Consider the following 23,765-nt stretch of genomic DNA (forward strand, 5'->3'; position numbering starts at 1 on the left):
CGTTTTCCTTCTCTATGTTGAAATGGTGCGTTGGTAAACGCACCCTACGTTAAAATCGCACTTGTTTTTTGAGTTGCTGCTGATAAACCACTGCGGCAAGTCCAATCATTAACACACCAAAAGCGGTCAATTTTGCCAAATAATTTGCAATTTGTGATAAATCGTACTGGTTAAGGAGCAAATTTTGGAAACCGTTCAACGCCCAGCCCATCGGTGAAAATTCGGCAATCGCTTGCATTATTTCAGGCATCACATAAGTCGGCACCATAATGCCACCAATTGCCGCCATAATAATAATGCCTCCACCGCCCAACACCACTGCGTGTTCGGTGGTACGAGCAATCACGCTCACCAATAAACCGTAACCCAATGCCGAAAGGCTGACTGCCATTGCTAATACGCCATAATGCCACTCTGTTCCCGTAAGCGAAAATGCCGGCATTTCAAGACGAGGAAGCACAAAATAACCTAACGCAACCATACCGATAAATTGTAACTGATTGATCAAAAAATAAGGTATCAACTTTGCCACAATCAGCTTAAATGCAGAGGCTCTCGCCATTCTCAAACGGGTAATGGTGTTGGTTTGTCGCTCCATCGCCATCACATTCGAGAGCGGAATCATAATAAAAAACATCCCGAAGATCAGCCACGCCGGCACGCTATGTTGCACCGAGTTCGGTTTTTCCACTTCTTTGCCCTGACGATTAAGATAGATCTCCTGCCATAAATCTTTGGCTAAATAGGCGTTAATCTTATCAAATTTTTTATCTAAATCTTGATTAACTTTTTTCTCTATCTGTTTGATTGGTTTGTGCTTATTGTTCTCAAGCCGGATATGACTATCAGCAAGATAGCGTTCAATTCGCTCACGGCTATAGTGCTTTTGCAAAATACCTTTCACACCTAACAACCAGCTGCGATCTGCGCTCGGATTAAGCCAGAGTTGTAACGGTTTTTCCGCCGAAAGTGCGGTCGTTTTTTCATTAAAATTTGCAATAAGCAACTCAAATTTGCCCGCTTGTAATTCGGTTTGATAATGAGAAAGCTCGGCAATATCCGCCTGTCTCACCGCCAGATTTTCATTTTTTAATGCGTGAAAAAATGCACTGTTGAGCGGATTTTCTGCCTCACCCAACAGCACAATCTCCGCTTTATGGCTAAGCTCGTTATCATTACTCAATGCCGCTGACATAATCAACATAAATAAAATCGGCATAATAAACAGCACCGCCACCCCGTGTAGATCGCGGCTTAATAAGCGGAGTTCTTTGAAGATTGAAGCAATTAGCACGAATTTCCTACCTGTTTATCCAAAAAATCTAAGTAAAATTTCTCAAGCGGTTGGTTTCCGATAATTTCTTGCAAATCGCCCTGATAAATCAACTTTCCTTCATTTAACAGCACTAATTGCGAACAAAGTTGCTCGATTTCTTGCAAATAATGCGAAGTATAAATCACTGTCACGCCTTGCTTCGTCAGCTCCGCTACACTGTTTAAAATAAACTGGCGAGATTGCGGATCAATCCCTACAGTAATTTCATCAAGGAAAATCACTTTCGGGCGGTTAATCAACCCAATCGCAAAATTTAAACGACGTTTTAAACCGCCCGACAAATGCTTGGCAAGTTTACTTTTATGAGAGGTCAGCCCTGTCTTTTCCAGCAATTCCAACAACCAATTTTTATCCGCAATATCATAAAGTGCGGCGAAAAATTTCAGATTTTCCCACACCGTTAAAAGCGGATAAAAGGCAAAATCCTGTGGAACTAGCGAAATTTGATGGCGTTGTTGCTTAGTCAATGTATCAAACGGCACACCCTCAAATAAAATCTCGCCTTGCTGCACCGATTGCAACCCGGTCAAAAGCGACATCAACGTCGTTTTCCCCGCACCGTTAGGACCGAGTAGGCCTACGGCGGAGCCTTGCGTAATATGCAAGTTGATATTTTGCAAAGCAGATGTTTGAGCGTTGGGGTAGCGGTGGTTTAGGTTTGTTATTTTAATCATCAATCTTCCGTAGGGGCGGGTCCTGTGCCCGCCTGAAATGGTTCTGCTATATACAATTTATCTAACGCCCAATTTATTGGATTAGTTTCTATATATTCCGCAATCATTAAATAATCTTTTTCATCACGAACAATATGTTCATAATAACTCCGTTGCCATAATTTCTTGTTAAATGGTTGCCAATTATTTTGTTTTACATTTCTAATATATTCAACATTCGTTCGAGATTTAAAGTGTTGAATGATATCGAATAATGAATGGCGAATTAAGTGAGATTCATTTTCAAACTGAAGAATAAAATGGATATGATTAGGCATAATGACATAATCCAAATATTTTACCCGCAGCGTTTAATTCCATTTTCTCATTTGAAATGTGACCAAATAAACATAAGCGATCTTGCACACAAATAGTAATGAAATATAACCCATTTTCGGAATAATCGTAGTGTTGTAAACGGATTATTTTGCGTTGTGGTAAATGTTGTTTATTCATATCTGTTTCGGCAATCATTTCGGGCGGGTACAGAACCCGCCCCTACATTTATTTCAACATTCTCCATAATTTTTCTTCCCTCTCCGCAATCCCCCGCAAAAACTCTGCTACTTCATAGTAACCTTCCCTCGTTGGCTTTCGGCATTGCTTTACGCACAGCGTTGCAAACTGTCGCCATTGATCGCCGATTTCGGTCATTTGCTCGGAGGCTTGTTTGAATTTGGGTTCTTGGCAAATTTCTGCAGCTTGTTCGAGGAAATAAGCGTAAAGATAACGAAAACCGGCACCGCCCGTGCCGATTTCTTCTTGCATTCGCACAATATGCCCGAGATACAAGCGGTTATATTTTTCGCCTTTTTTGCAAGCGGTCAGATTTTCGATCGATTTCGCTACGGTGCGAATGCCTTTCACGCCGACAAAAAACAATGGAGCAAGCATCTGTTTTGCCTGCTTACGAATCGCTTTGCGAACCAAAATTGGCAGGTCAATTTGAGAAAAATCGGGCGTTTGCTCAAAATAATACATCAATCCTTTTGCCGCTAATGCGCCTTTGGCAAAACGGGCTTTTTGTAGGTCTTGGGTGGCACAGCGTTGCACCGTTTCAAACACAGGATCGCTGATTAAATAATCATTTTGATCCTTGCCATACACCAGCAAATTGTGCGCATTAAAATGAAAACGCATTTCAGGTGGAAAATAAGGTAACCAGAAAACCGATGTTTGTAAGCCGACTAACTTACCTTCATTCAACGCTTTATCCAATGCCTGCATTCCTTCAGTTTCTGAGCGAAATTTCTGCATTTTTAACCGCACTTTTAGCATTTTCGACACATTTTTGATAATGCTTTTTGGTGGCATACGGTAGGAAATCAGCGGCATTCCACTCACTTTAATCAGCGGCAGATAAACAAAAGTCAACGCAGAAGCCAAACCAAAGACCATCGCTTCGTTCAGTTCAATGCCCTGTGATTTTAATAAGGTTGATATCACACCGCTTTCACAATGGGCGGTGTGTTGGTGGGTAAAATTATTCATTTGCAAAATTTTTGTAAAAAGTGATCCCTTATTTCTTCAATTTTAAAAGTTGTTCTATATAAATTTCGCCTTCTTTTTCCTTTTCTAGACGGCGTTGTTGATTAAATTTATCATATTCCAATAAGGCTTTTTCATCAGCCTGCTTTTTGCTTATTGCCCCCTGATTTTTTAACACGCTTCTTTCGTTAAATTCAAGGAAACCATCTAATTTTTCTTCCCAATCTTTTAAGAAAAATTGCTTTTTCCGGCTGGCTTGATCCTCAGCAAAATCCAACCACATCGACACAATCCGATTCAATGCCGTAATTTCTTGTTCATTTAAATAATTTTTTGCAACCGTAACATCTTTTCTTGCCACATCCAGTCCACGAAAATTTGTTAATCCCATATTCGGCAGCTCTGCATTAGCTCGCTGAAAAATAAGTTCTGCTGCGGTTTTGCCTGTACAGGCGAAATGTAATTTGTTCTGGATTTTTTGAAAAAATTGCGTGGTTTCCTTAAAACTAGGCTGATAGTCTGCGGCAAGGGTAAAAATTTCTCGCACCCGCAAATACATCCGGCGTTCACTGGCTCGAATATCCCGGATTTTTTCTAATAAAAGATCGAAATAATCGTCTGCTTGATTTGCACCAATCGGCGGATTTTTTAGCCGCACTTCATCTAACACAAAACCTTTTTGGATATACTCCCCAAGAGTACGTGTTGCCCATTGACGGAATTGTGTGCCACGGGTTGAACGCACACGGTAACCAATGGCTAAAATCATTGGTAATGCATAAATTTGCGTATTGTAATTTTTACCATCAGCCGCAGTTGTCAACTGAAAGTTGACAACTGAATTTTCACTCAATTCATTTTCTGTCAAGATCGCTTTGATATGTTTACTAATATTTTGCTTGGTGGTTTGATAAAGCTCGGCAATTTCTAACTGGCTTAGCCACAGCTGAGCCCCTAATTCACGGAGAGTGAATTGAGATAAGCCGTCTTCGCTGGTGTAAATGATAATATCGTTGTCTGCCATTTTATATCTCTAATCCCCCAAACGCCTCCCGATACTTCGCCAACTTCTTCTCCCCCAACTTCGCAAAAATCTCCGGTCTAAAATGCCGTTTGATTTGCCATTGCCAGAAGCCTGTGGCTTGGGCGAGGCTTTGGAGGTCGTAGCGGTTTTTGTACATGAGGTAGTAAATGACTGATTTTTCGCCGTTTTTGATCGCTTGTAGGGCTTGTTCGGTGAGTTGGTTGAGTTCGTCCACCGCCTGTTCGGTGGCAAATTCTTCTGATTGCCAACCTGTGGTGGTGCCTGCTTCAAATTTGCCGTTGCGGGTGGCGTAGATGACCTTTTTCTGCCCTTGGAAAATTTTGCTGTCGTCTTGGGGGATTTCATCAATTTCCATTGATAACCTCCAACAACATAAAACAACTTGAAAAACGTCCGCTCTCCGGCACATAACATAGCACTTTTTGCCCTGATTTGAGCGGGAAAGTGCGGGCAAATTCTTCCAAAATAATGTAAATCGATGCCGACCCCGTGTTGCCACAATAGGTAAGGTTGGTGAACCATTTTTCTTGCGGAATTTCAAAATCAATGTTGCGTAAGCCATCCAACAAACGATCTCGGAAGAAACCTGACGAATAGTGCGGTAAGAAATAATCGATATTTTTCGCTTGCAAATTATATTTAGCAATCAACTGCTTGAGGGCATTTTCCACAGTGCAACGCACGATATTTTCATTCAGCAATTTCACATCTTGCTTAACTGCCATAAAACTTTGCGTATCACGCTCCGCTTGCAAAACCGATTTCCAACTGACGAATTGCCCGTCTTTCACATCACCGCCCGCATACATACACACCGGCATTTCATTGGCAAAAGAAACCAACTCAATCCAATCAATTTTAAAGCTCACGCCTGTTTGATTCGGCTGATTGGAAAGTGCGACCGCTCCGGCACCATCCGACAACATCCAACGCAGAAAATCTTTTTCAAACCCGATTTCAGGTTTAGCATCCGCCAATAATTTGCTGTCCGCTTCCGCTTTGAAATTTTCGCTGCGCATAATTGCCGAAGCACATTCCGACGCTACCGCCACCGCACACTGATGTTCCCCAGTGCGAACCGCATTAAAAGCGTGTTTCATCGCCGCCATACCCGCCGCACACACGCCCGACATCGACATCACTTCCATTGGCGGAGCATTCTCCAACGAGCCGTGCACCATCACGCCCTGCCCCGGCAAAATCTGATCCGGATAAGAAGTCCCTACAGCCAAACTGGTAAATGAATTTGCAGAAACGCCTAATTTTTTGACCGCTTGCACGGCAAGTTCCGTGCTGGTATGGGTAGCTTGGCGAGTTTTGGGATCAACGGCATAATAACGTTGCTGAATACCGTTAGAACGTAAAATCATCTTACGCACACGGGAAGGTGTTTCCCCCACCATGCCGAGTACAGCCTCCATTTCATCGTTCGAAATGGGTTCATTAGGTAAGAAAGCAGAAATTTTGTTGATATAGACGTTTTGCATTTTATATTCCATAGGGTGCGTTTGCTAACGCACCATTTTTATTATTGGTTGTGTCGTTATCGGTGCGTTAACAAACGCACCCTACTCACCCGAAGGCTCGGCAAAATAACGTTTTTGCTCATCCAATTTTTTCTGTATCAGCGGTTTTAGCAGGCGTTTGATTACGGCTGAAATTGGCACAACGGTTAAAATCATTGCGACTAGAAATACGATATAGAAATATAAGACAAATTTACGAAAAATCGGCGAAATTTGACCGCACTTTATCAGTAGTTTGCCCCAAATATGGAAACTTCTTGCGCCGACCTTTTCGCTCATCATCAATTTTTCATCGATTTTTACCGCGCCCATTCCTTGAAAAAGCTTGCAATCAAGCAGTCGATTTTGCTGAAAAATTTGCAAAAGTTTTTCACCAAAGCGGGCTGCATCTTGGATTTCACTTTCCGCAATGCCTGCGCTCGGTAAATTACCGACCTTTTTCTTGCCTGTTAGCATCCAAAGTGGTGTGGTGATGAAACTCGCCCAGTCGTTCGATTGATCCACTTTCACCACGTTGCCAATCAAGTTCGCTCCACAATCGGCAAGCAATTTTTTCATTTTTTCTTGGGCTTGCAGCCACATATTCCGGCAACCAATAAGCGTGATAACCGGTGTGTCTTTGAGTACGGCTTTCGCCTGTGGAGATTGTAAGAAAGCGGTTATCGGCTGGCTTGGCGATAAAAACCATACCGTATAGGCAATAATGACCAAATCGTATTTTTTACTGCGTAATTCGGGCGTTTGAATAGGGCTTGGCTGCAAATGCACCGTTTCCGGAAAGGTGTTAAAAAACGACAGAAACCGCCACGGGAAAGCGTAGGCGGTTTGCGGTTGAAGTTGACAATGCTCGACAGAAATATCCGTTTGCCCAAGCAATGGTTGAACGAAATGTTCAGCCAAGCGGTTGAGTTGCCCTGTTTGCGAATAACTGACTAACAGAATCTTTTTGGTCATTATTGCCGTTTCCTGTACTTATTTTCCTTGCCAACGTTTAAAAATTAATGAGGTATTCACACCACCGAATGCAAAATTGTTGTTCATTACATAATCGGTTTGGATAAACTTGCCGTCACCTTGAATATAATTAAGTTCGCCGCAGCGTTCGTCCACATTTTCAAGATTGAGCGTCGGCGCAAACCAACCGTCACGCATCATTTCAATAGAAAACCAACTTTCTAATGCACCGCAAGCACCGAGCGTATGCCCCAAATAACTTTTTTGCGAGCTGATCGGCATTCTTGCGCCAAATACAGCGGAAGTTGCTTGAGTTTCAGCGATGTCGCCTTTTTCCGTTGCCGTACCGTGTCCGTTCACATAGCCGATTTGTTCAGGCAAAATCCCTGCATCTTTTAAGGCAATTTCCATACAACGTTGCATGGTGGATGCTTGCGGTTGGGTTACGTGGCTGCCATCACTGTTAGCCCCATAACCGACCACTTCGGCGATAATGTTTGCGCCACGGGCTAAGGCGTGCTCCAACTCTTCCAACACGAAAATACCCGCTCCCTCACCGATCACTAAACCGTCTCGGTTTTTATCATAAGGGCGCGGTGTGCCTTTCGGGTTATCGTTGTTGCGACTTGCCGCATAAAGGCTATCGAAAACATAAACTTCGGAAGGGCAAAACTCTTCGCCGCCGCCCGCTAACATCATTGGGATCATACCGTATTTAATCGCTTCATAAGCATAACCAATCCCTTGCGAGCCCGATGAACAAGCACTGGAAGTCGGGATAATTCGCCCCTGTAAGCCAAAGAAAATGCCGATATTCGCTGCAGTGGTGTGCGGCATTGCTCGCACATAGGTGGAGGCATTAAAGGTGTCCGATTTGCCCGTCATTAAAAGTTCTGCCATATCGCGCACATCAGCAGTGGAGCCGGTGCTTGAACCGCTTGCTACCCCCATATTGCCGTTCAATACAAGCGGTGAAATTTCGCCATTTTTTAGCAAGCCCGCATTCGTTAAGGCTTGCTCTGCTGCATCCACACAGAGTTGAGATACACGTCCCATGCTGCGAAGTTGTTTTCTTGTCCAGTGGCTTGGTGGGGTATAATTTCCAATCGGCGCGCCAAGTTGAGCCTCTAACTCCGGATATTTATCCAGCCAGCCCATATTTTGCACGGCATTTTCTTTACGTTCAAAGGCGGATTTCACTTCCGTCCAGCTACGTCCGAAAGCAGTTACCGCACCAATACCGGTTACTACAACTCGTTTTGTATTCATTATTATCTCTGTATTTTATTTTGTAGGGGCGGGTCCTGTGCCTGCCCGTAAACTTTCACTGATATTCGGGCGGGCACAGGACCCGCCCCTACAAATTATTAATTAACACAACCCACCATTCACTCCAATCACTTGACGGGTGATATAAGACGCTTTTTCGTCCATTAAGAAATCCACTGCATGAGCCACTTCATCAGGATTTCCCATTCGTTCCATTGGAATGGCCTTTAAAATTTGTTCAAGCGGTAGGTTTTCACCCAAAATTTCCGTGTCGATTAAACCCGGAGCTACGCAATTTACGGTGATTTTACGTTTAGCAAGCTCAACGGCCAATGCTTTTGCTGCACCGATTAAACCGGCTTTCGAGGCACTATAGTTTACTTGTCCGCGGTTACCGATAATACCGGAAACCGAAGTAATACAGACGATTCGCCCTGCTTTACGGCGGCGAATCATCGGCATCATGATGGGGTGTAATACATTGTAAAAACCATCCAAATTTGTTCGCAATACCGAATCCCAATCTTCATCGCTCAGTGCCGGAAAAGCATTATCACGGGTTAAGCCTGCATTTAACACCACACCGTAATAGGCACCGTTTGCTTCTACATCTGCTTCTAAAACCGCTTTAGCTTGCTCACGATTACTTACATCAAATTGCAACACGCGCACATTTTTGCCTAAATTTTTGACCGCACTTGCAACCTCTTCAGCATCTTCAACACGACTGCGGCAATGCACCACAATGTCAAAGCCCGAATGAGCAAGTTTCAACGCAATTGCTTTGCCGATACCTCGGCTGGAGCCGGTGATTAATACGGTATTTGTCATAATTGTCCTACTGTTTTATATGCCTGTTTCGGATGATTCTTAGCCGTTGGATAGGCTAGTTCTAACTTATTCTCTTTGACTAATTGATTGAGATAACTTTTCCGTAATGTATCCGCTTTTTTATTGAGTAAAAGTGCAAGATCAGAAAGACTGATATAACCGGATTGGCAAAGTTGCAAAATACCATCTACAAATTTTTCTTTACCTATATTTCGGACATCACCTTGTAGCTTGCTTGCGATCAGTTTTAACTGTTGCCATTGCTGGCTGGTTTCAGTATCTAGATCTAACTCCGGATTTTCCGGACCTAACTCCGGATTTTCTGAAGCTAACTCCGGATTTTCTGAAGCTAACTCCGGATTTTTGATAAAACTTTTTGCGAGAATTTTTCCCACCTGATTATCTGGTGTTGGCATCTCTATTTCAGGACGGTGGTAAATTTTATTCTTTTGCTTACCGCTTGCAGAGATCATTTTTAATTTTTCTAGCTTTACTAAAGCTAATGTAACATCACGGGAATGCCCTGAAATATGTAAACAAATTTCTTTATGAGTTAGTGCTTCATTAGTATAAATTTCAATAACAATCGTTCGCTCTAGCTCAGAAAGCTCTAGGAACTTCTTACCATATTGTTTAGTCAGCGTATCAAAAATTTCCTGTGGATATAAAGAGACAGTTTTTAATTCTAAAACAGTCTGCTCATTTGGCTCTCTCACTTCTCTTAGTAAAGGCATCCGCCAATGTTGTGTCTTCCAGCCACTTAATATTCTCGGTAACCCTGAACCTGCTTGGTCACCAAAACGAATATAACGAAACATTTGCGCAAGAAGACGATTACGACAATCTGCATCTCCCCCTTTTAATGCGATTTCAATGGGAATTCTCATTAAACCGGGATTACGAAAATAAAAAGAATTAGGCTTTTTAATAATCTGGATGGAGGCTTTATCACTATAATCTGCGTGAATAATTGTATTTGCTAATGCTTCTCTTAATGCAATATGAACAGGAGTATCTTCTTGTCGTAGTCCATTTTCTATTCTGAAAGGTACCTTAATATTTTCAACTAATTTACGATAAACACGTTGAGAAAAATCATACAAATTCCCAGACCATTTCCCATCTAAGGTCACTCTATCAATCCAACGTTCATCAGGGTTACTTGAATGCTCTTGATAATCTAGCATATAAAATGGGAATTGATCTTGAATGGCAGTATGAGTTCCAAACATCAATAACCCTGCTGCGGTTAGCCCTTTACGACCTGTTTCACGTTCAGTTTTATACGCTTTTATTTTTTCTAAAAATACTAAATCAGACAATTCATTCCAAGGGTGGCTAGGATCTAAATTAGCATAGCGTTGGCGATAGTTTCGCACTGATTCCATATCTAAATCAGCAAGCTGAAAATGCTCAAGCACAATAGAATCTCTAGAATCTTGCGATTGTTCTGCAAGCATTCTTTTTACCTGTTCTTCGCTTAAACGTTGATCAGATTCATTACACCGTTGGTAACTATTTCCCAATGGATTTCCGTTAAGATAAACTGGTCGTTCTGTTCGCTTAGCTCTGGGAACATAAACGACTAACAATGATTTTTCGTCACCCAAAGGTAATTCTTTAACAAATGAATTTGTTAACAAGTTAATATTAACTTTCTGTGGGTTATTCACCAGATCAAAGATCTGTTTTTTAACTTGTGCGACTCTTGTAATGCCTTTAGGAATGTACTTATCTTTCTTTTCTTGCATTCCTAACACAATATATCCACCATCAGTATTGGCAAAAGCGCTATAAGTTTCCCACATATCAAAAGGAACTTCACCGAGCCCATCTTTTCCTTGAGCAAGTTTGCACTCTAATTCGGAAGATTCACCTAATAGAATCAGATCATCAATACTGTCTAAATGGTCAAAAATATCTTTCATTACTTGCTCACATCCTTTTGAATTTTGCCGTCTTTAGGGCTGAATACATTGAGCGAACCTTCTAATAACAGGGTTTGAGTGTGATGATCAATGAGTTTACAGTCAAACACCCCGAAACCGGTTACATCTTGAATCGACATTTTTATCTCAATGTTTAGTCTGCTACCAATCGGGATCTCGGTTTGATAAATATGCAGTTTGCGTGTGCCAAGTAGATAGCCCAAACGTACTGGTTCATCTTTTTGGCGAGCCTGAATACCTGCCCACGCCGCAACGCCTTGAGCCATGATTTCAATGCCGGAAAAAGTGGCTAGTTTTCCTGCCTTGAGTAAAATATGATCTGGACGAATTTCGCTTTCTGCGTGTAAAAAATCCTCACCAAATGAGGTGATACGATCGAGCAAGACCATTTCACCGCTTTGCGGTACAAAGGGAGCAACATTTTTAATGGGTAAATTTAAACTCATTAGATACTTTCCCCTAAAATTAAAACGGCATTGTTGCCACCGAAGGCGAAAGAGCTGCTTGCGCCGATACGTCTGCCTTCTGCCCAACGACTGTGCTCGTCCGCAATCATAATTTTGGGGAGACGATCATCTCGAACTCCGTCCCAAAGCTGCGGCGGTAAAATGCCTTGCGGATTATGTTTTCGGCTAATAATAGACCATAAAATCGCCGCTTCCAATGCACCGGCAGCACCCAATGTATGCCCGGTATACGGTTTAGTGGTTGTGCAAAGGGTTTGATTTCCAAAAACTTTTGCAACCGCAATGGTTTCCATTTGATCATTATGTATCGTGCCTGTGCCATGCAGGTTAATCCACCCTATTTGATTTGGTGAAAGTGCGGCTGATTTTAAGGCATTTTCAAAAGCGGAAATTGCCCCTAAACCTTCAGGATGCGGACTAGACATATGATAAGCATCGCTGCTTGCACCGTAGCCCAGTAGTTGTAAGCTATCATTATCTAATGGCATTTTGGTCATCACGAAAGCGGCTGCGCCTTCACCAATGTTAATGCCGTTACGATTTACCGAGAGTGGATTCGTTCGTTGTTCGGAAAGCACTTCTAACGAGCCAAAACCGCTTATCGTCAATGGCGATAAGGTATCCACACCACCGCAAATTACCGCATCACACAAGCCGGCTTTTAGTAAACGGGCTGCGGAAATCAACGCTCTCGCACCTGAGGTACAAGCTGTTGAAATACCGTAACCCGCATTTTGAATACCGTATTGGTAGGAAACAAAATCTGCCGGTGCGGAAAAATATTGTTGTGGCTGATTAAAATCTTTACCTGACCAATCATTATGCGCTGCGGCATATTTAAATACAGGGATATTTTCATCTACACCGGTTGTGGATGTTCCCATTACTACGCCCACACGTTCTTTACCAAATCGACCGATGACCTGTGCAATTTGCTCTTCAATCTGTGCAAGGGCGTGCCATAATAACTGATTATTGCGGCTGCGATATTCCATTGGTAAATCGGCAGGAAAAGGGCGGAGTTCAAGATTTACTTCGCCAAACACGCCCGCTTTACCACTGATACCGTTTTCTCTAAATGCTTTATCGGAAAGATGAAGTGGAGACGGTTTGCTGTTAAGCAAGCAATCTAAATGCGCTCCCACACCCTCACCAATAGCGCTGATGATCGCCGGTTTAGTTAAAAAAAATGCAGCCACGTATCCCTCTACCTTTAAATTTATTATGCCTTATTGCATTAACTCTTCAATTTTCCAACGGCTGCCATCAGCAAGATTAATATCTATGATTGGCTGCTTGTGATGGATTTTCCATACAAATTTATGATTTATTTGATAAACCTGACCACTTGCCGTTTGTTCAATAGCACTAAATTCAAATAATGGTGTTGAGCTAAAAGCCGTTGCCAAGGCTGAAAAAAGCTGCTTTGCCTGATTATTCGGCATCACAAAACCATCATTTTGCCAACCTTGTTCGGATAAAATTAATCGTGCCAACGGCGCACCAAGGGGATCGGTTTGTACCCAACGCCATTGGGTTTCATTAAATTGCACCGAAAGCAAACTTGCTTGCTGTACTCGGTTTTGTTCATCAAGTTGCTCAACTTTAAATAAACGACTTTCTACAGATTGTGCCGGAAGCGACTTAATTATAAGGCTAGAACAAGCAGCAACAGCAAACATTATCAGAATAATAAGTGCCTTTTTCATAAAATTATTTCTTTACCAATACCTTGGTTTTAAATAAAGGGCAGCGAAATTAGGTCTGTGCATCTATGATAAATATCGTTATTTTTAACCGCACTTTCAAAATTTCACTGTTTAATTTACATACCGATAATCACACAGCCGGCAACAGATTTCGCTTTATTTTGGGTTTGTACTGCGCTATCACGACTAGAGAATGGACCTACACGCACACGATTCCATTCACCGGCAACCACCACTTGCGCATTCACGCCGGACATTACTAAACGTCCTTGTAAATTCTCAGCTTGCGCACGATTTTTAAATGCACCGCATTGCAATCCAAAACGTTTACCACCGACTGTAGTCGTTTCCGTAGGTTTTGTTTCTACTTTGAGAATTTCAGGTTTTTTCTGTGGCTCGGCTTTTTTCGCTGGGACAGGAGGCTTTTTCACCTCTTGTTTTATCGCTTCAGCTTTAGCAACGTCTAAAGATTGCTGTTGAGCTTTGGCTGCCTCTTCCGCCTTACGTTGCTCTGCCAATTTTCGAGCCTCTTCCGCAGTTTTTTGTTCTTTTTCCATTTGAACTAAAACTTGGCGTTGTTCTTCCGTTAAACGCATATTTTTTTCAACACTGGAAGGTTTATCATCCACCGGTACCGTACGGGTTTCCAACGCTTTAATGTAGCTCCACACTTCTTCCGGACGATTCGGTAACACACTTTTGGGCTGCGGTTTTTCCGTTTGAACGGGGGCAGGGATCGGCTTTGGCGTTTTGTTTTTTAAAAAATAAAGCCCCACGCCAAAGGCAAGTAACACTGCCAATGCGATGCCAATTAGTACATTCTTATTGGCATTTTTCTTTTTTTTCTTATTTGAACCGCTGCGTGCGGCAAAATCTCGATGAGCCACGATAAAATCCTAAACTTTAATGCGTTTCTAAAATTTTTGTAAAACTTGTCAATTCTACTGAAAAATACTGTGGTTTTCTAGCTTAAATCCAGTGGGTCAACGTCCAAAATCAACCGCACTTGACTGTTTTTTTCTAAATTTGCTTGTTGATAATCCCGTAATGCTTTTTGCAATATCGTTCGCACGGAATGCTGTAAAAGTAATTGCCAACGGAATTGTCCCGCTTTTTTACTAAAGGGGGCGGGCATAGGACCCAATATTTGTAATCCTTCTATTCCTTTTCTTTGGAAAAAATCGGCAATTTGTTCCAAACATTGTTCCGCTAATTCCGAACGGCGTGCCTGCGCCTTAAATAAAGCTTGAAAACTAAAGGGCGGCAATCCCATAGAATGGCGCAAACGCAAGTTTTCTTCGGCAAAGGCGGAATATCCTTTCGCAAGCAATGTATTCAATAAGGGATGATCCGGATAATGCGTTTGCAACACAACTTCCCCTTGTTTTTCCGCACGTCCGGCTCGCCCTGCCACTTGCACATAAAGCTGTGCAAGCCGTTCTTCAGCGCGAAAATCTAAGGAAAACAACGCACTATCTACATTCACCAGTGCCACCAAAGTAACATTAGGGAAGTGATGCCCTTTCGCCAGCATTTGCGTACCGATAAGAATCTGGCTTTTCCCTTGTTGAATATCGTCCAAATAGCCTTCCAACTTGCCTTTGCGGGCAGTCGTGTCGCGATCAATGCGGGCGATGGAATAAGTCGGAAATTGTGCCTTTAAGGTTTCTTCTAATTGCTCGGTACCAAGCCCTGTCGTTACCAAATGGGTAGAACCGCAATTCCCGCACTGACGTGGAATCGTTTTTTGCGATCCGCAATGATGACAGCGCAAGGCCCGTTGATGTTGATGATAAGTGTAAGGTTTTTCACACTTCGGACATTGTGCAATCCAGCCGCACTCGTGACACAGAAGAACCGGTGCAAAACCACGGCGATTTAAGAAAAGTAATACTTGATTACCTTTTTCAAGGTGATTCCTAATTCGTTCCAACAGAAGTTGCGATAAGCCGTTTTGCACATATTGGTTCTTCAAATCGATAACGAAATGACGAAGTGCGGTCGAATTTCCCGCTCTTTTTGATAGCATCAAATGCTTGTATTTACCGTTTTGCACATTATTAAGGCTTTCCAAACTGGGGGTTGCCGATCCCATCAACACGGGAATGGCCAATTTCTGCGCCAGTACAATCGCTAAATCTCTCGTATGATAACGCCAACCGTCTTGCTGTTTGAAAGAAGCATCCTGTTCTTCATCTAAAATGATTGCACCCAAGTTTGAAAACGGCGTGAACAATGCCGAACGTGTACCTATTACCATCGCACTTTGCCCTAACCGAGCACGATTCCACACATTCAGCCGTTGTACATCCGTTAAATTGGAGTGATGAACATCAATTTCTACATTAAAACGCGCCTTAAAACGTTGTACCGTTTGCGGCGTTAAACCGATTTCCGGCACGAGCACCAATACCTGTTTGCCGGATTTTAAAATCTCCTCAATATATTGTAGGTAGATCTCCGTCTTTCCGGACCCCGTCACCCCCTCCAGCAGCCACACATTAAAATCACGTTGAAACATCAGCTGACTAAACGCCAAAGCCTGTTGTTTATTCAGCGTTAAACGATTATCCGAATTTACCATCGGTTTATCGCCCAAAGTTTGCAGCCAGCTTTTAGGCTCCGTTTGAACAAGGACTTCACTCACACATTCTTTGCTTTTTAAGGCAGACCAAATTGCCGCACTAAACCCGTTATTGCCTTTTTCGAGATCTTGTTCAAGCAAACATTGCAACGCTTCCGCTTGTTTTTTGGAACGTTTGAATTTGCCCTGTGCCAAGGCATCTTTTCCTACCTCATTTATTCGCCAAAAAGTGCGGTCGTTTTTCAGCGCATTTTCACCGTTACGCAATTTCACCGGCAAGGCTTGAAATAACACCTCCCCCAACGCAGCTTGATAATAATTTGCAGCCCAATGAAGCCAATCCCAATATAGCGGCGTGAAAAGGGATTTCGTATCAAACGAAGTAATAATTTCTTTAAGCTTATCGGTTGACATTTCCGCTTTTTCAGGCAATTCCGTCACAATTGCTACACGCTTTTGTGAAGCAAAAGGCACAAGAACACGCCCACCCACTACCAATGACATTTCATCAGGAGCGAGATAATCAAATAATCGGGGAAGCGGCACTGCAAGTGCCACGCGCGCAATTTTCATAGAAATCCTTGGAAAAAATTTGCCCCATTATACGGGAAAAGCAGGGATTTCGTGTATAATCGCCGCCAATTTTTCAGAACCTAATAAAACAGATTTATGACACAAACTTTTGCCGATCAAAAACGTAAAACCGTTGAAACTGCCGAATTTACCGAAGACGGACGTTATAAACGCAAAGTGCGTAGTTTTGTCTTGCGTACCGGTCGCTTAAGCGAATTTCAAAAAAATATGATGAACGCTCACTGGGGAGCGCTTGGGTTGGATTATCAAACCGAACCCTTTAATTTTTCTTACATTTACGGCAATGATAATCCTGTCGTATTAGAAATCGGTTTCGGTATGGGGAAATCTTTAGTGGATATGGCGGCGGCGAACCCCGATAAAAACTATCTCGGTATTGAAGTCCACACACCGGGTGTCGGTGCGTGTATTGCTTATGCAGTGGAAAAAAACGTGAGAAACTTACGAGTGATTTGCCATGATGCCACTGAAATTCTCCGAGATAGCATTGCAGACGGTGCCTTAGGCGGATTACAACTTTTCTTCCCCGATCCTTGGCATAAAGCAAAACATCACAAACGCCGCATTGTTCAACCGCACTTTGTCGAGCAGGTAGTGCGAAAACTGGGGGAAAAAGGCTTTATCCATATGGCAACGGATTGGGAAAACTATGCGGAACAAATGTTAGAAGTGCTAAGTGCCAATACCGATTTAGAGAATACGGCGGAAAGCGGAAATTATATTCCCCGCCCTGATTTTCGCCCTCTCACGAAATTTGAGGCCCGCGGTCATCGCTTAGGACACGGCGTGTGGGATTTGTATTTCGTTAAGAGATAGTTTTTTCTTTCTCAGAATTTAATTCGCTATAGCCCACCCCGTCTCTTTCTACTTCCTTAAAAGAAGAAAAGCAAAGAAGAGCGGTTAATTTTTTGAGTATTTTTTTATAATGCGCCATTAAAATGCCCCATATAAATCGCCTGAATGGAAATGAAATTTTTAGAAAAATAACGCCGAGCGAGAGCGTAGCGAACATCAGGCTTATTTTTCGTAAAAAAATTTCATTGGAATGAGGAACTGCGATTTAACTAGGGATGTGTTTCTTTTACCCACTTTGCTTTGCACGAACAAAGAAAAGTAGGTCGCCAATCCGGCGAAAAACGATGTTAAAATGTTACAATTAATATAAAATACCCAACCAACTCAAACAACGGAGAAACCTAAAATGTCCAAATCCTACAACCAACGCCAACGTAAAAAGCTCCATCTTGCGGAATTCCAAGAGCTTGGTTTTCTTGTAAACTTCCAATTTGCAGAAGGTACGGCGATTGAAACCGTAGATGAAATCGTTGATCGTTTTATCAATGAAGTTATCCAACCGAACGGTTTAGCTTATGAAGGCAGCGGATACTTACATTGGGAAGGTTTAGTTTGCTTGGAAAAAATCGGCAAATGTGACGAAAGCCACCGTGAAACCGTGAAAAAATGGCTTGAAGCGAACGGTTTACAACAAATTGAAATCAGTGAATTATTCGATATTTGGTGGGAATATCCGGCAAACAACGCATAATTTATCCCAATAAAAAAATAGCGTGAGAAAGCAATTTTCCACGCTGTTTTTGTTTTCAAGAACTCACTCAAAATCGACCGCACTTCATTTCCTTGATCTATCACAATAAAAGTTCAAATTTCTGCCAATCTACCCATTTTTGGTAGTTCCTATCTCTTGCGGGCAACCGCATAATTTGCAGCCTGAAAAGGTATTAAGAGCAATTCCAAAGGCAAATGAGATGACAGTTGAAAACTTACCGCGCAGACAATTTTTACGGGGTAAATTTTTAGCGTCATTGCATACCAAAAATGAGCAGATTCAAGGTTTTGAAGGGATTCGTCCCCCTTGGGCGGTGTCGAATAAAGAATTTGTTGAACAATGCACCCGTTGTCGGGATTGTATTGAGATTTGCGAAACTCAGATTTTAATCGAAGGCGATGGCGGTTTTCCTGAAGTACGGTTCGATAAAGGCGAATGTACCTTTTGCAGAAAATGCGTTGAAGTATGCCGGCAGCCGATTTTTCGCCCGTTAGAAGAATTGCCTTGGACACATAAAATCAACATCGGTGCAAATTGCTTGGCACGGCAGCATATTGAATGTCGTTCTTGTCAGGATAATTGTTCAATGAATGCTATTCGTTTTCGCTTACAAATAGGTGGTGTTGCACGGCCTACTGTGAATTTGGAAAGTTGTAACGGCTGTGGTGCTTGCATTCAAAGTTGCCCGGTAAATGCGATAGAAATAAGTAATTTTAAAGCAGAATGAATAAAACGAGTTTAACATCGGAAAACGCAAAAGATTGGCACGTAGTGGGGCTTGTCGTACAAGGGAAGCCTGAAAAAATGGCGGCGATTCAGACCGCACTTTTAGCAATCGAACATACCGAAATCCCTACTTTCGATGAAAAGATGGGCAAAATGGTTGTTGTGATGCAATCCGATGATCAACATCTTCTCCTCGATAATATGGAGAGTGTGAAAGAGATTGAAGGTGTCATTAACGTGTCATTGGTGTATCACGAGCAGGATGAAAATAAATAGTTTTTCTATAAACATTCAATGTATCTAAAAATCAGTATTTAACGTGGGGGAAATGCAATGAAGGTAAGTCGCCGAGACTTTATGAAAGCCAATGCGGCAATGGCTGCTGCAACGGCTGCGGGATTAACCATCCCTATTAAAAATGTGGTTGCGGCAGAATCCGAAATAAAATGGGATAAAGCGGTTTGCCGTTTCTGTGGTACGGGTTGTGCCGTTTTAGTCGGTACGAAAGACGGACGTGTGGTGGCATCGCAAGGTGATCCTGATGCAGAAGTTAATCGTGGTTTGAACTGTATTAAAGGTTACTTCTTACCGAAAATTATGTACGGCAAAGATCGTCTCACTCAACCGATGTTACGTATGACAAACGGTAAATTCGACAAGAACGGAGATTTTGCGCCGGTTTCTTGGGATGTCGCTTTCAAAACTATGGCGGAAAAATTCAAAGAAGCCTTTAAAAAGAACGGTCAAAATGCTGTGGGTATGTTTAGTTCCGGTCAATCCACCATTTGGGAAGGTTATGCGAAGAACAAACTTTGGAAAGCCGGCTTCCGTTCTAATAATGTTGACCCGAATGCCCGTCACTGTATGGCGTCTGCCGCAGTAGCCTTTATGCGTACTTTCGGTATGGATGAACCTATGGGTTGCTATGATGATATTGAGCAGGCTGAAGCCTTTGTGCTTTGGGGTTCAAATATGGCGGAAATGCACCCGATTTTATGGTCGCGCATTACCGATCGCCGTATTTCTAATCCTGATGTAAAAGTTGCCGTACTTTCTACTTTTGAACATCGTAGTTTTGAACTTGCCGACTACGGTTTAGTGTTTACACCGCAAACCGACTTAGCAATTATGAACTACATCATCAATTACCTCATTCAAAATGATGCGATAAATTGGGATTTCGTCAATAAACACACGAAATTCAAACGTGGTGAAACCAATATCGGTTACGGTTTACGTCCTGAAAATCCGTTGGAAAAAGAGACGAATCGTAAAACTGCGGGCAAAATGTATGATTCGACTTTTGAAGAATTAAAGCAACTCGTCTCCGAATACACATTGGATAAGGCCCACGAATTATCGGGTGTGCCGAAAGATCAACTGGAACATTTAGCCAAACTTTATGCCGATCCGAAGAAAAAAGTAGTGTCATTTTGGACGATGGGCTTTAATCAACACACCCGTGGCGTGTGGGCGAACCACTTAATTTATAACATTCACTTGTTAACCGGCAAAATCTCTATTCCGGGTTGTGGACCGTTCTCATTAACCGGTCAACCGTCCGCTTGCGGTACGGCACGTGAAGTGGGTTCTTTCCCACACCGTTTACCGGCTGATTTAGTCGTTACCAATCCGAAACATCGTGAAACGGCAGAACGTATTTGGAAATTACCGGCAGGAACTATCTCTGAAAAAGTTGGCTTGGACACGATTGCACAAGACCGTGCAATGCACGATGGCAAAATGAATGTGCTGTGGCAAATGTGTAACAACAATATGCAAGCAGGTCCTAATATCAACGCAGATCGTTTACCGGGTTGGCGTAAAGAAGGCAACTTCGTCATCGTTTCTGACCCATATCCGACAGTTTCTGCATTGTCCGCCGATTTAATTTTGCCAACCGCAATGTGGGTGGAAAAAGAAGGGGCATACGGTAACGCAGAACGCCGCACACAATTTTGGCGTCAACAAGTGAAAGCTCCGGGCGAGGCAAAATCCGACTTGTGGCAATTAATGGAGTTTGCAAAATACTTCACCACCGATGAAATGTGGTCGGAAGAATTACTTGCCCAAATGCCGGAATACCGTGGAAAAACCCTGTATGAAGTGTTATTTAAAAACGGACAAGTGGATAAATTCCCGCTTAGCGAACTTGCCGAAGGTCAATTAAATGACGAATCGGAACATTTCGGTTACTACGTTCATAAAGGCTTATTTGAAGAGTATGCCTCATTTGGTCGTGGTCATGGCCATGATCTGGCACCGTTTGAGATGTATCACAAAGCCCGTGGTTTACGTTGGCCGGTGGTAGATGGCAAAGAAACCCTATGGCGTTATCGCGAAGGCTTTGATCCTTATGTGAAAGAAGGTGAAGGCGTGGCGTTCTATGGTTATCCGGATAAAAAAGCAATCATTCTTGCCGTGCCTTATGAGCCGGCGGCGGAATCACCTGATGCGGAATACGACCTATGGCTATCAACCGGTCGTGTTCTTGAACACTGGCATACCGGCACAATGACACGTCGTGTACCGGAATTACACCGTGCATTCCCAAATAATCTGGTGTGGATGCACCCATTAGATGCCGAAGCCCGTGGTTTACGCCATGGCGATAAAATCAAGATTTCATCACGTCGCGGTGAAATGATTTCTTATCTTGATACACGCGGACGCAATAAACCGCCTCGCGGTTTGGTTTATACCACCTTCTTTGATGCCGGTCAGCTTGCAAATGCCTTAACGTTAGATGCAACCGATCCGATTTCAAAAGAAACGGACTTTAAAAAATGCGCCGTGAAAGTGGAAAAAGCAGCGTAAAAACAAGGTAAAAATCAACCGCACTTTATCGGTATGGAATAAAAAAGTGCGGTTAAAAATCAAAAAGAAAATGAAAAAGCCTATTCTTAATCCTGAACGCAGACGCTTTTTAAAAGAAACCACCCGCACTGCGGGTGGTCTTGTCGGCGTGGGGATTTTGTTGGGATTACAGCAAAAACAAAGCCTTGCCCGTGAAGGCGTACCCTTGCGCCCTCCCTTTGCATTGCAAGAGGCGAAAGCCTTTTCTGCAGCCTGTATTCGTTGCGGTCAGTGTGTACAAGCCTGCCCATACGATATGTTGCATTTGGCTTCACTATTATCACCTATGGAAGCGGGAACGCCGTATTTTATCGCACGTGATAAACCTTGTGAGATGTGTCCGGATATTCCGTGCGCCCATGCCTGCCCAAGTGGGGCATTGGATCGCAATGCGACCGACATTAATGAATCACGAATGGGGTTATCGGTGTTATTGGATCACGAAACCTGCTTAAACTGGCAAGGATTACGTTGTGATGTGTGTTATCGCGTTTGTCCGTTAATCGACAAAGCCATCACATTGGAAAAACAACATAATCCACGTTCGGACAAACACGCCTTGTTTATACCAACGGTTCATTCCGATGCTTGTACAGGTTGTGGAAAATGTGAACAAGCCTGTGTATTGGAAGAAGCGGCGATTAAGGTTCTGCCAATAGAACTGGCGAAAGGTATGCTTGGTAAACATTATCGTTTGGGTTGGGAAGAAAAAGCGAAAGCCGGTCATTCCCTTGCGCCGAGCGATATGATTTCGCTACCGACACGCACACCCGAAGCGGTAATAGCCGAACCGGCAGAACCGATTTTGGCACCGGTATTAGGAGGCGGAAAATAATGGCAAATGCACCTAAATATGCCGGGAAAGAATCCCGTGAAAAGTGGGGTTGGTGGTATGCAAATCGCTTTTTATTTTGGCGTCGATTAAGCCAACTTAGCATTATCGCGATGTTCTTAAGCGGTCCTTACTTAGGCATATGGATTTTAAAAGGCAATTATAGCGGCAGCTTACTATTGGATACGATTCCCTTAAGTGATCCTTTAATTACCTTTGAAAGTCTTGCCGCCGGGCATCTGCCTGATACGCTCACCTTAATAGGTGCAGCCATTATCGTGCTTTGCTACGCAGTCCTTGGTAGCAAAATATTTTGCGGTTGGGTTTGCCCGCTGAATATGATAACTGATACGGCAGCATGGTTACGCCGCAAACTGGGGATTCGCCAAACGGCAAAACTTTCACGCAGCTTACGTTACGGCATTCTGGTAATGATTTTACTGGGTAGTGCGGTAAGCGGTATGTTGTTATGGGAATGGATTAACCCTGTTGCGGCGTTAGGTCGTGCCTTCGTATTCGGTTTAGGTGCAACGGCGTGGCTGGTACTGGTGATTTTTCTTTTTGATTTATTGATTGCAGAACACGGCTGGTGCGGGCATCTTTGCCCCATTGGTGCTGCTTATGGGCTAATCGGAGCAAAAAGTTTAATCCGAATTAAAGTGATTGACCGAGCCAAATGCGATAATTGTATGGATTGTTACAATGTCTGCCCGGAAGCCCAAGTATTACGTTCACCTTTACACGGAAAAAAAGACGAAAGCCTCCTTGTGCTTTCGAAAGATTGTATTAGTTGCGGGCGTTGCATTGACGTTTGCGCTGAAAAAGTTTTCAAATTTTCGACTAGATTCGATCATTCAGGGGAGTGATTAATATGACTAAACAGGTATCTAAAATTTTAGCGGGATTTATGACCGCACTTTTTGCCGGTTCGTTAATGGCAGCGGATGTGCAACCGATCGGGAAAGATTTAACCCAATCACCGGAAAATATAGCACCGGCTTTTCACCATGCACCACGTCAAAGTGAATTACCCGCATTAAATTATGTAAATCAGCCGCCTATGGTGCCACATAGTGTAGCCAATTACCAAGTCACAAAAAATGTGAACCAGTGTCTAAACTGTCACAGCCCGGAAAATGCCCGTTTAAGCGGTGCTACCCGAATCAGCCCGACACACTTTATGGATCGTGACGGTAACGTAGGTTCCACTTCCTCACCGCGTCGCTATTTCTGTTTACAATGCCACGTTTCTCAATCAAATGTGGATCCTATCGTACCGAACGAATTCAAACCGTTGAAAGGTTACGGCAACTAAATTA

General features: G+C 42.9%; 25 protein-coding genes. 8 read left to right on the forward strand and 17 right to left on the reverse strand.

The annotated features are described in order from the left end of the window. Positions 1 to 49 precede the first annotated feature (49 nt). From HEMROJRC1_RS06210 to priA, 17 genes are all read right to left on the reverse strand, one after another. Positions 50 to 1,294: an ABC transporter permease gene (locus HEMROJRC1_RS06210; RefSeq protein ID WP_226692110.1), complete on the reverse strand. Its 1,245-nt coding sequence runs from the start codon at positions 1,292 to 1,294 to the stop codon at positions 50 to 52. Then, positions 1,288 to 2,010 (reverse strand): ABC transporter ATP-binding protein, encoded by a 723-nt coding sequence (locus tag HEMROJRC1_RS06215; protein ID WP_226692111.1) that lies wholly within the window; start codon positions 2,008 to 2,010, stop codon positions 1,288 to 1,290. The genes HEMROJRC1_RS06210 and HEMROJRC1_RS06215 overlap by 7 nt, the downstream gene beginning before the upstream one ends. Then, positions 2,010 to 2,327 (reverse strand): transposase, encoded by a 318-nt coding sequence (locus HEMROJRC1_RS06220; RefSeq protein ID WP_255618273.1) that lies wholly within the window; start codon positions 2,325 to 2,327, stop codon positions 2,010 to 2,012. The genes HEMROJRC1_RS06215 and HEMROJRC1_RS06220 overlap by 1 nt, the downstream gene beginning before the upstream one ends. Further along, positions 2,320 to 2,505 (reverse strand): hypothetical protein, encoded by a 186-nt coding sequence (locus HEMROJRC1_RS06225; protein ID WP_226692113.1) that lies wholly within the window; start codon positions 2,503 to 2,505, stop codon positions 2,320 to 2,322. Before HEMROJRC1_RS06225 ends, HEMROJRC1_RS06220 begins: the two co-directional genes overlap by 8 nt. A 48-nt stretch (positions 2,506 to 2,553) precedes the next feature. Next, complete coding sequence (locus tag HEMROJRC1_RS06230) at positions 2,554 to 3,540, reverse strand: BtrH N-terminal domain-containing protein (RefSeq protein WP_226692114.1); 987 nt, start codon at positions 3,538 to 3,540, stop codon at positions 2,554 to 2,556. Positions 3,541 to 3,568: 28 nt separating this feature from the next. Continuing rightward, entirely contained in the window at positions 3,569 to 4,561 is a 993-nt protein-coding gene (locus HEMROJRC1_RS06235; RefSeq protein ID WP_226692115.1) for a virulence RhuM family protein, read from the reverse strand. Between the two features lies 1 nt (position 4,562). Continuing rightward, a complete protein-coding gene (locus tag HEMROJRC1_RS06240; RefSeq protein WP_226692116.1) occupies positions 4,563 to 4,937 on the reverse strand; it encodes a hypothetical protein in 375 nt (124 codons plus the stop codon). Continuing rightward, the gene (locus HEMROJRC1_RS06245) at positions 4,927 to 6,069 is read right to left on the reverse strand and encodes a beta-ketoacyl-ACP synthase III (RefSeq protein ID WP_226692117.1); all 1,143 of its coding nucleotides are present in this window, start codon (positions 6,067 to 6,069) and stop codon (positions 4,927 to 4,929) included. The genes HEMROJRC1_RS06240 and HEMROJRC1_RS06245 overlap by 11 nt, the downstream gene beginning before the upstream one ends. Before the next feature lie 81 nt (positions 6,070 to 6,150). Beyond that, positions 6,151 to 7,062, reverse strand: coding sequence for a dialkylrecorsinol condensing enzyme (locus HEMROJRC1_RS06250; protein WP_226692118.1), 912 nt, complete (start codon positions 7,060 to 7,062; stop codon positions 6,151 to 6,153). Positions 7,063 to 7,080: 18 nt separating this feature from the next. Beyond that, entirely contained in the window at positions 7,081 to 8,331 is a 1,251-nt protein-coding gene (locus tag HEMROJRC1_RS06255) for a beta-ketoacyl-ACP synthase (protein ID WP_226692119.1), read from the reverse strand. Between the two features lie 102 nt (positions 8,332 to 8,433). Then, positions 8,434 to 9,162: a 3-oxoacyl-ACP reductase FabG gene (gene fabG / locus HEMROJRC1_RS06260; protein WP_226692120.1), complete on the reverse strand. Its 729-nt coding sequence runs from the start codon at positions 9,160 to 9,162 to the stop codon at positions 8,434 to 8,436. Beyond that, entirely contained in the window at positions 9,159 to 11,090 is a 1,932-nt protein-coding gene (locus tag HEMROJRC1_RS06265) for an RNA-binding domain-containing protein (protein ID WP_226692121.1), read from the reverse strand. Before HEMROJRC1_RS06265 ends, fabG begins: the two co-directional genes overlap by 4 nt. Beyond that, positions 11,090 to 11,557 carry a hotdog family protein gene (locus tag HEMROJRC1_RS06270; protein WP_226692122.1) on the reverse strand — a complete coding sequence of 156 codons (468 nt, stop codon included), beginning with the start codon at positions 11,555 to 11,557 and terminating at the stop codon, positions 11,090 to 11,092. Before HEMROJRC1_RS06270 ends, HEMROJRC1_RS06265 begins: the two co-directional genes overlap by 1 nt. Further along, a complete protein-coding gene (locus HEMROJRC1_RS06275) occupies positions 11,557 to 12,777 on the reverse strand; it encodes a beta-ketoacyl-ACP synthase (protein ID WP_226692123.1) in 1,221 nt (406 codons plus the stop codon). The genes HEMROJRC1_RS06270 and HEMROJRC1_RS06275 overlap by 1 nt, the downstream gene beginning before the upstream one ends. A 30-nt stretch (positions 12,778 to 12,807) precedes the next feature. Then, on the reverse strand, positions 12,808 to 13,287 hold the full coding sequence (locus HEMROJRC1_RS06280) for a hypothetical protein (RefSeq protein ID WP_226692124.1): 480 nt from the start codon (positions 13,285 to 13,287) through the stop codon (positions 12,808 to 12,810). 116 nt (positions 13,288 to 13,403) lie between these two features. Continuing rightward, positions 13,404 to 14,174: a cell division protein FtsN gene (ftsN, locus tag HEMROJRC1_RS06285; RefSeq protein WP_226692125.1), complete on the reverse strand. Its 771-nt coding sequence runs from the start codon at positions 14,172 to 14,174 to the stop codon at positions 13,404 to 13,406. 77 nt (positions 14,175 to 14,251) lie between these two features. Beyond that, positions 14,252 to 16,444 carry a primosomal protein N' gene (gene priA, locus HEMROJRC1_RS06290; RefSeq protein ID WP_226692126.1) on the reverse strand — a complete coding sequence of 731 codons (2,193 nt, stop codon included), beginning with the start codon at positions 16,442 to 16,444 and terminating at the stop codon, positions 14,252 to 14,254. Between the two features lie 96 nt (positions 16,445 to 16,540). Between priA and trmB the strand changes: the two genes are divergently transcribed. The 8 genes from trmB to HEMROJRC1_RS06330 all read left to right on the forward strand — a co-directional run bounded on the left by trmB (position 16,541) and on the right by HEMROJRC1_RS06330 (position 23,761). Further along, positions 16,541 to 17,281 carry a tRNA (guanosine(46)-N7)-methyltransferase TrmB gene (gene trmB, locus HEMROJRC1_RS06295; protein WP_226692127.1) on the forward strand — a complete coding sequence of 247 codons (741 nt, stop codon included), beginning with the start codon at positions 16,541 to 16,543 and terminating at the stop codon, positions 17,279 to 17,281. A gap of 385 nt (positions 17,282 to 17,666) precedes the next feature. Continuing rightward, on the forward strand, positions 17,667 to 18,011 hold the full coding sequence (locus tag HEMROJRC1_RS06300) for a YggL family protein (RefSeq protein WP_226692128.1): 345 nt from the start codon (positions 17,667 to 17,669) through the stop codon (positions 18,009 to 18,011). A 220-nt stretch (positions 18,012 to 18,231) separates the two neighbouring features. After that, on the forward strand, positions 18,232 to 18,759 hold the full coding sequence (gene napF, locus HEMROJRC1_RS06305) for a ferredoxin-type protein NapF (RefSeq protein WP_226692129.1): 528 nt from the start codon (positions 18,232 to 18,234) through the stop codon (positions 18,757 to 18,759). Then, entirely contained in the window at positions 18,756 to 19,034 is a 279-nt protein-coding gene (locus HEMROJRC1_RS06310) for a chaperone NapD (RefSeq protein ID WP_226692130.1), read from the forward strand. Before napF ends, HEMROJRC1_RS06310 begins: the two co-directional genes overlap by 4 nt. A 57-nt stretch (positions 19,035 to 19,091) precedes the next feature. Beyond that, entirely contained in the window at positions 19,092 to 21,575 is a 2,484-nt protein-coding gene (napA, locus tag HEMROJRC1_RS06315) for a nitrate reductase catalytic subunit NapA (RefSeq protein WP_226692131.1), read from the forward strand. A 70-nt stretch (positions 21,576 to 21,645) separates the two neighbouring features. Then, positions 21,646 to 22,449 (forward strand): ferredoxin-type protein NapG, encoded by an 804-nt coding sequence (gene napG, locus HEMROJRC1_RS06320; RefSeq protein WP_226692132.1) that lies wholly within the window; start codon positions 21,646 to 21,648, stop codon positions 22,447 to 22,449. Further along, the gene (napH, locus tag HEMROJRC1_RS06325) at positions 22,449 to 23,312 is read left to right on the forward strand and encodes a quinol dehydrogenase ferredoxin subunit NapH (protein ID WP_226692133.1); all 864 of its coding nucleotides are present in this window, start codon (positions 22,449 to 22,451) and stop codon (positions 23,310 to 23,312) included. Before napG ends, napH begins: the two co-directional genes overlap by 1 nt. Before the next feature lie 5 nt (positions 23,313 to 23,317). Then, the gene (locus HEMROJRC1_RS06330) at positions 23,318 to 23,761 is read left to right on the forward strand and encodes a nitrate reductase cytochrome c-type subunit (protein WP_226692134.1); all 444 of its coding nucleotides are present in this window, start codon (positions 23,318 to 23,320) and stop codon (positions 23,759 to 23,761) included. Positions 23,762 to 23,765: the final 4 nt, after the last annotated feature.

Source organism: Rodentibacter sp. JRC1 (genome assembly GCF_020521555.1).
Taxonomy (GTDB): domain Bacteria; phylum Pseudomonadota; class Gammaproteobacteria; order Enterobacterales; family Pasteurellaceae; genus Rodentibacter; species Rodentibacter abscessus.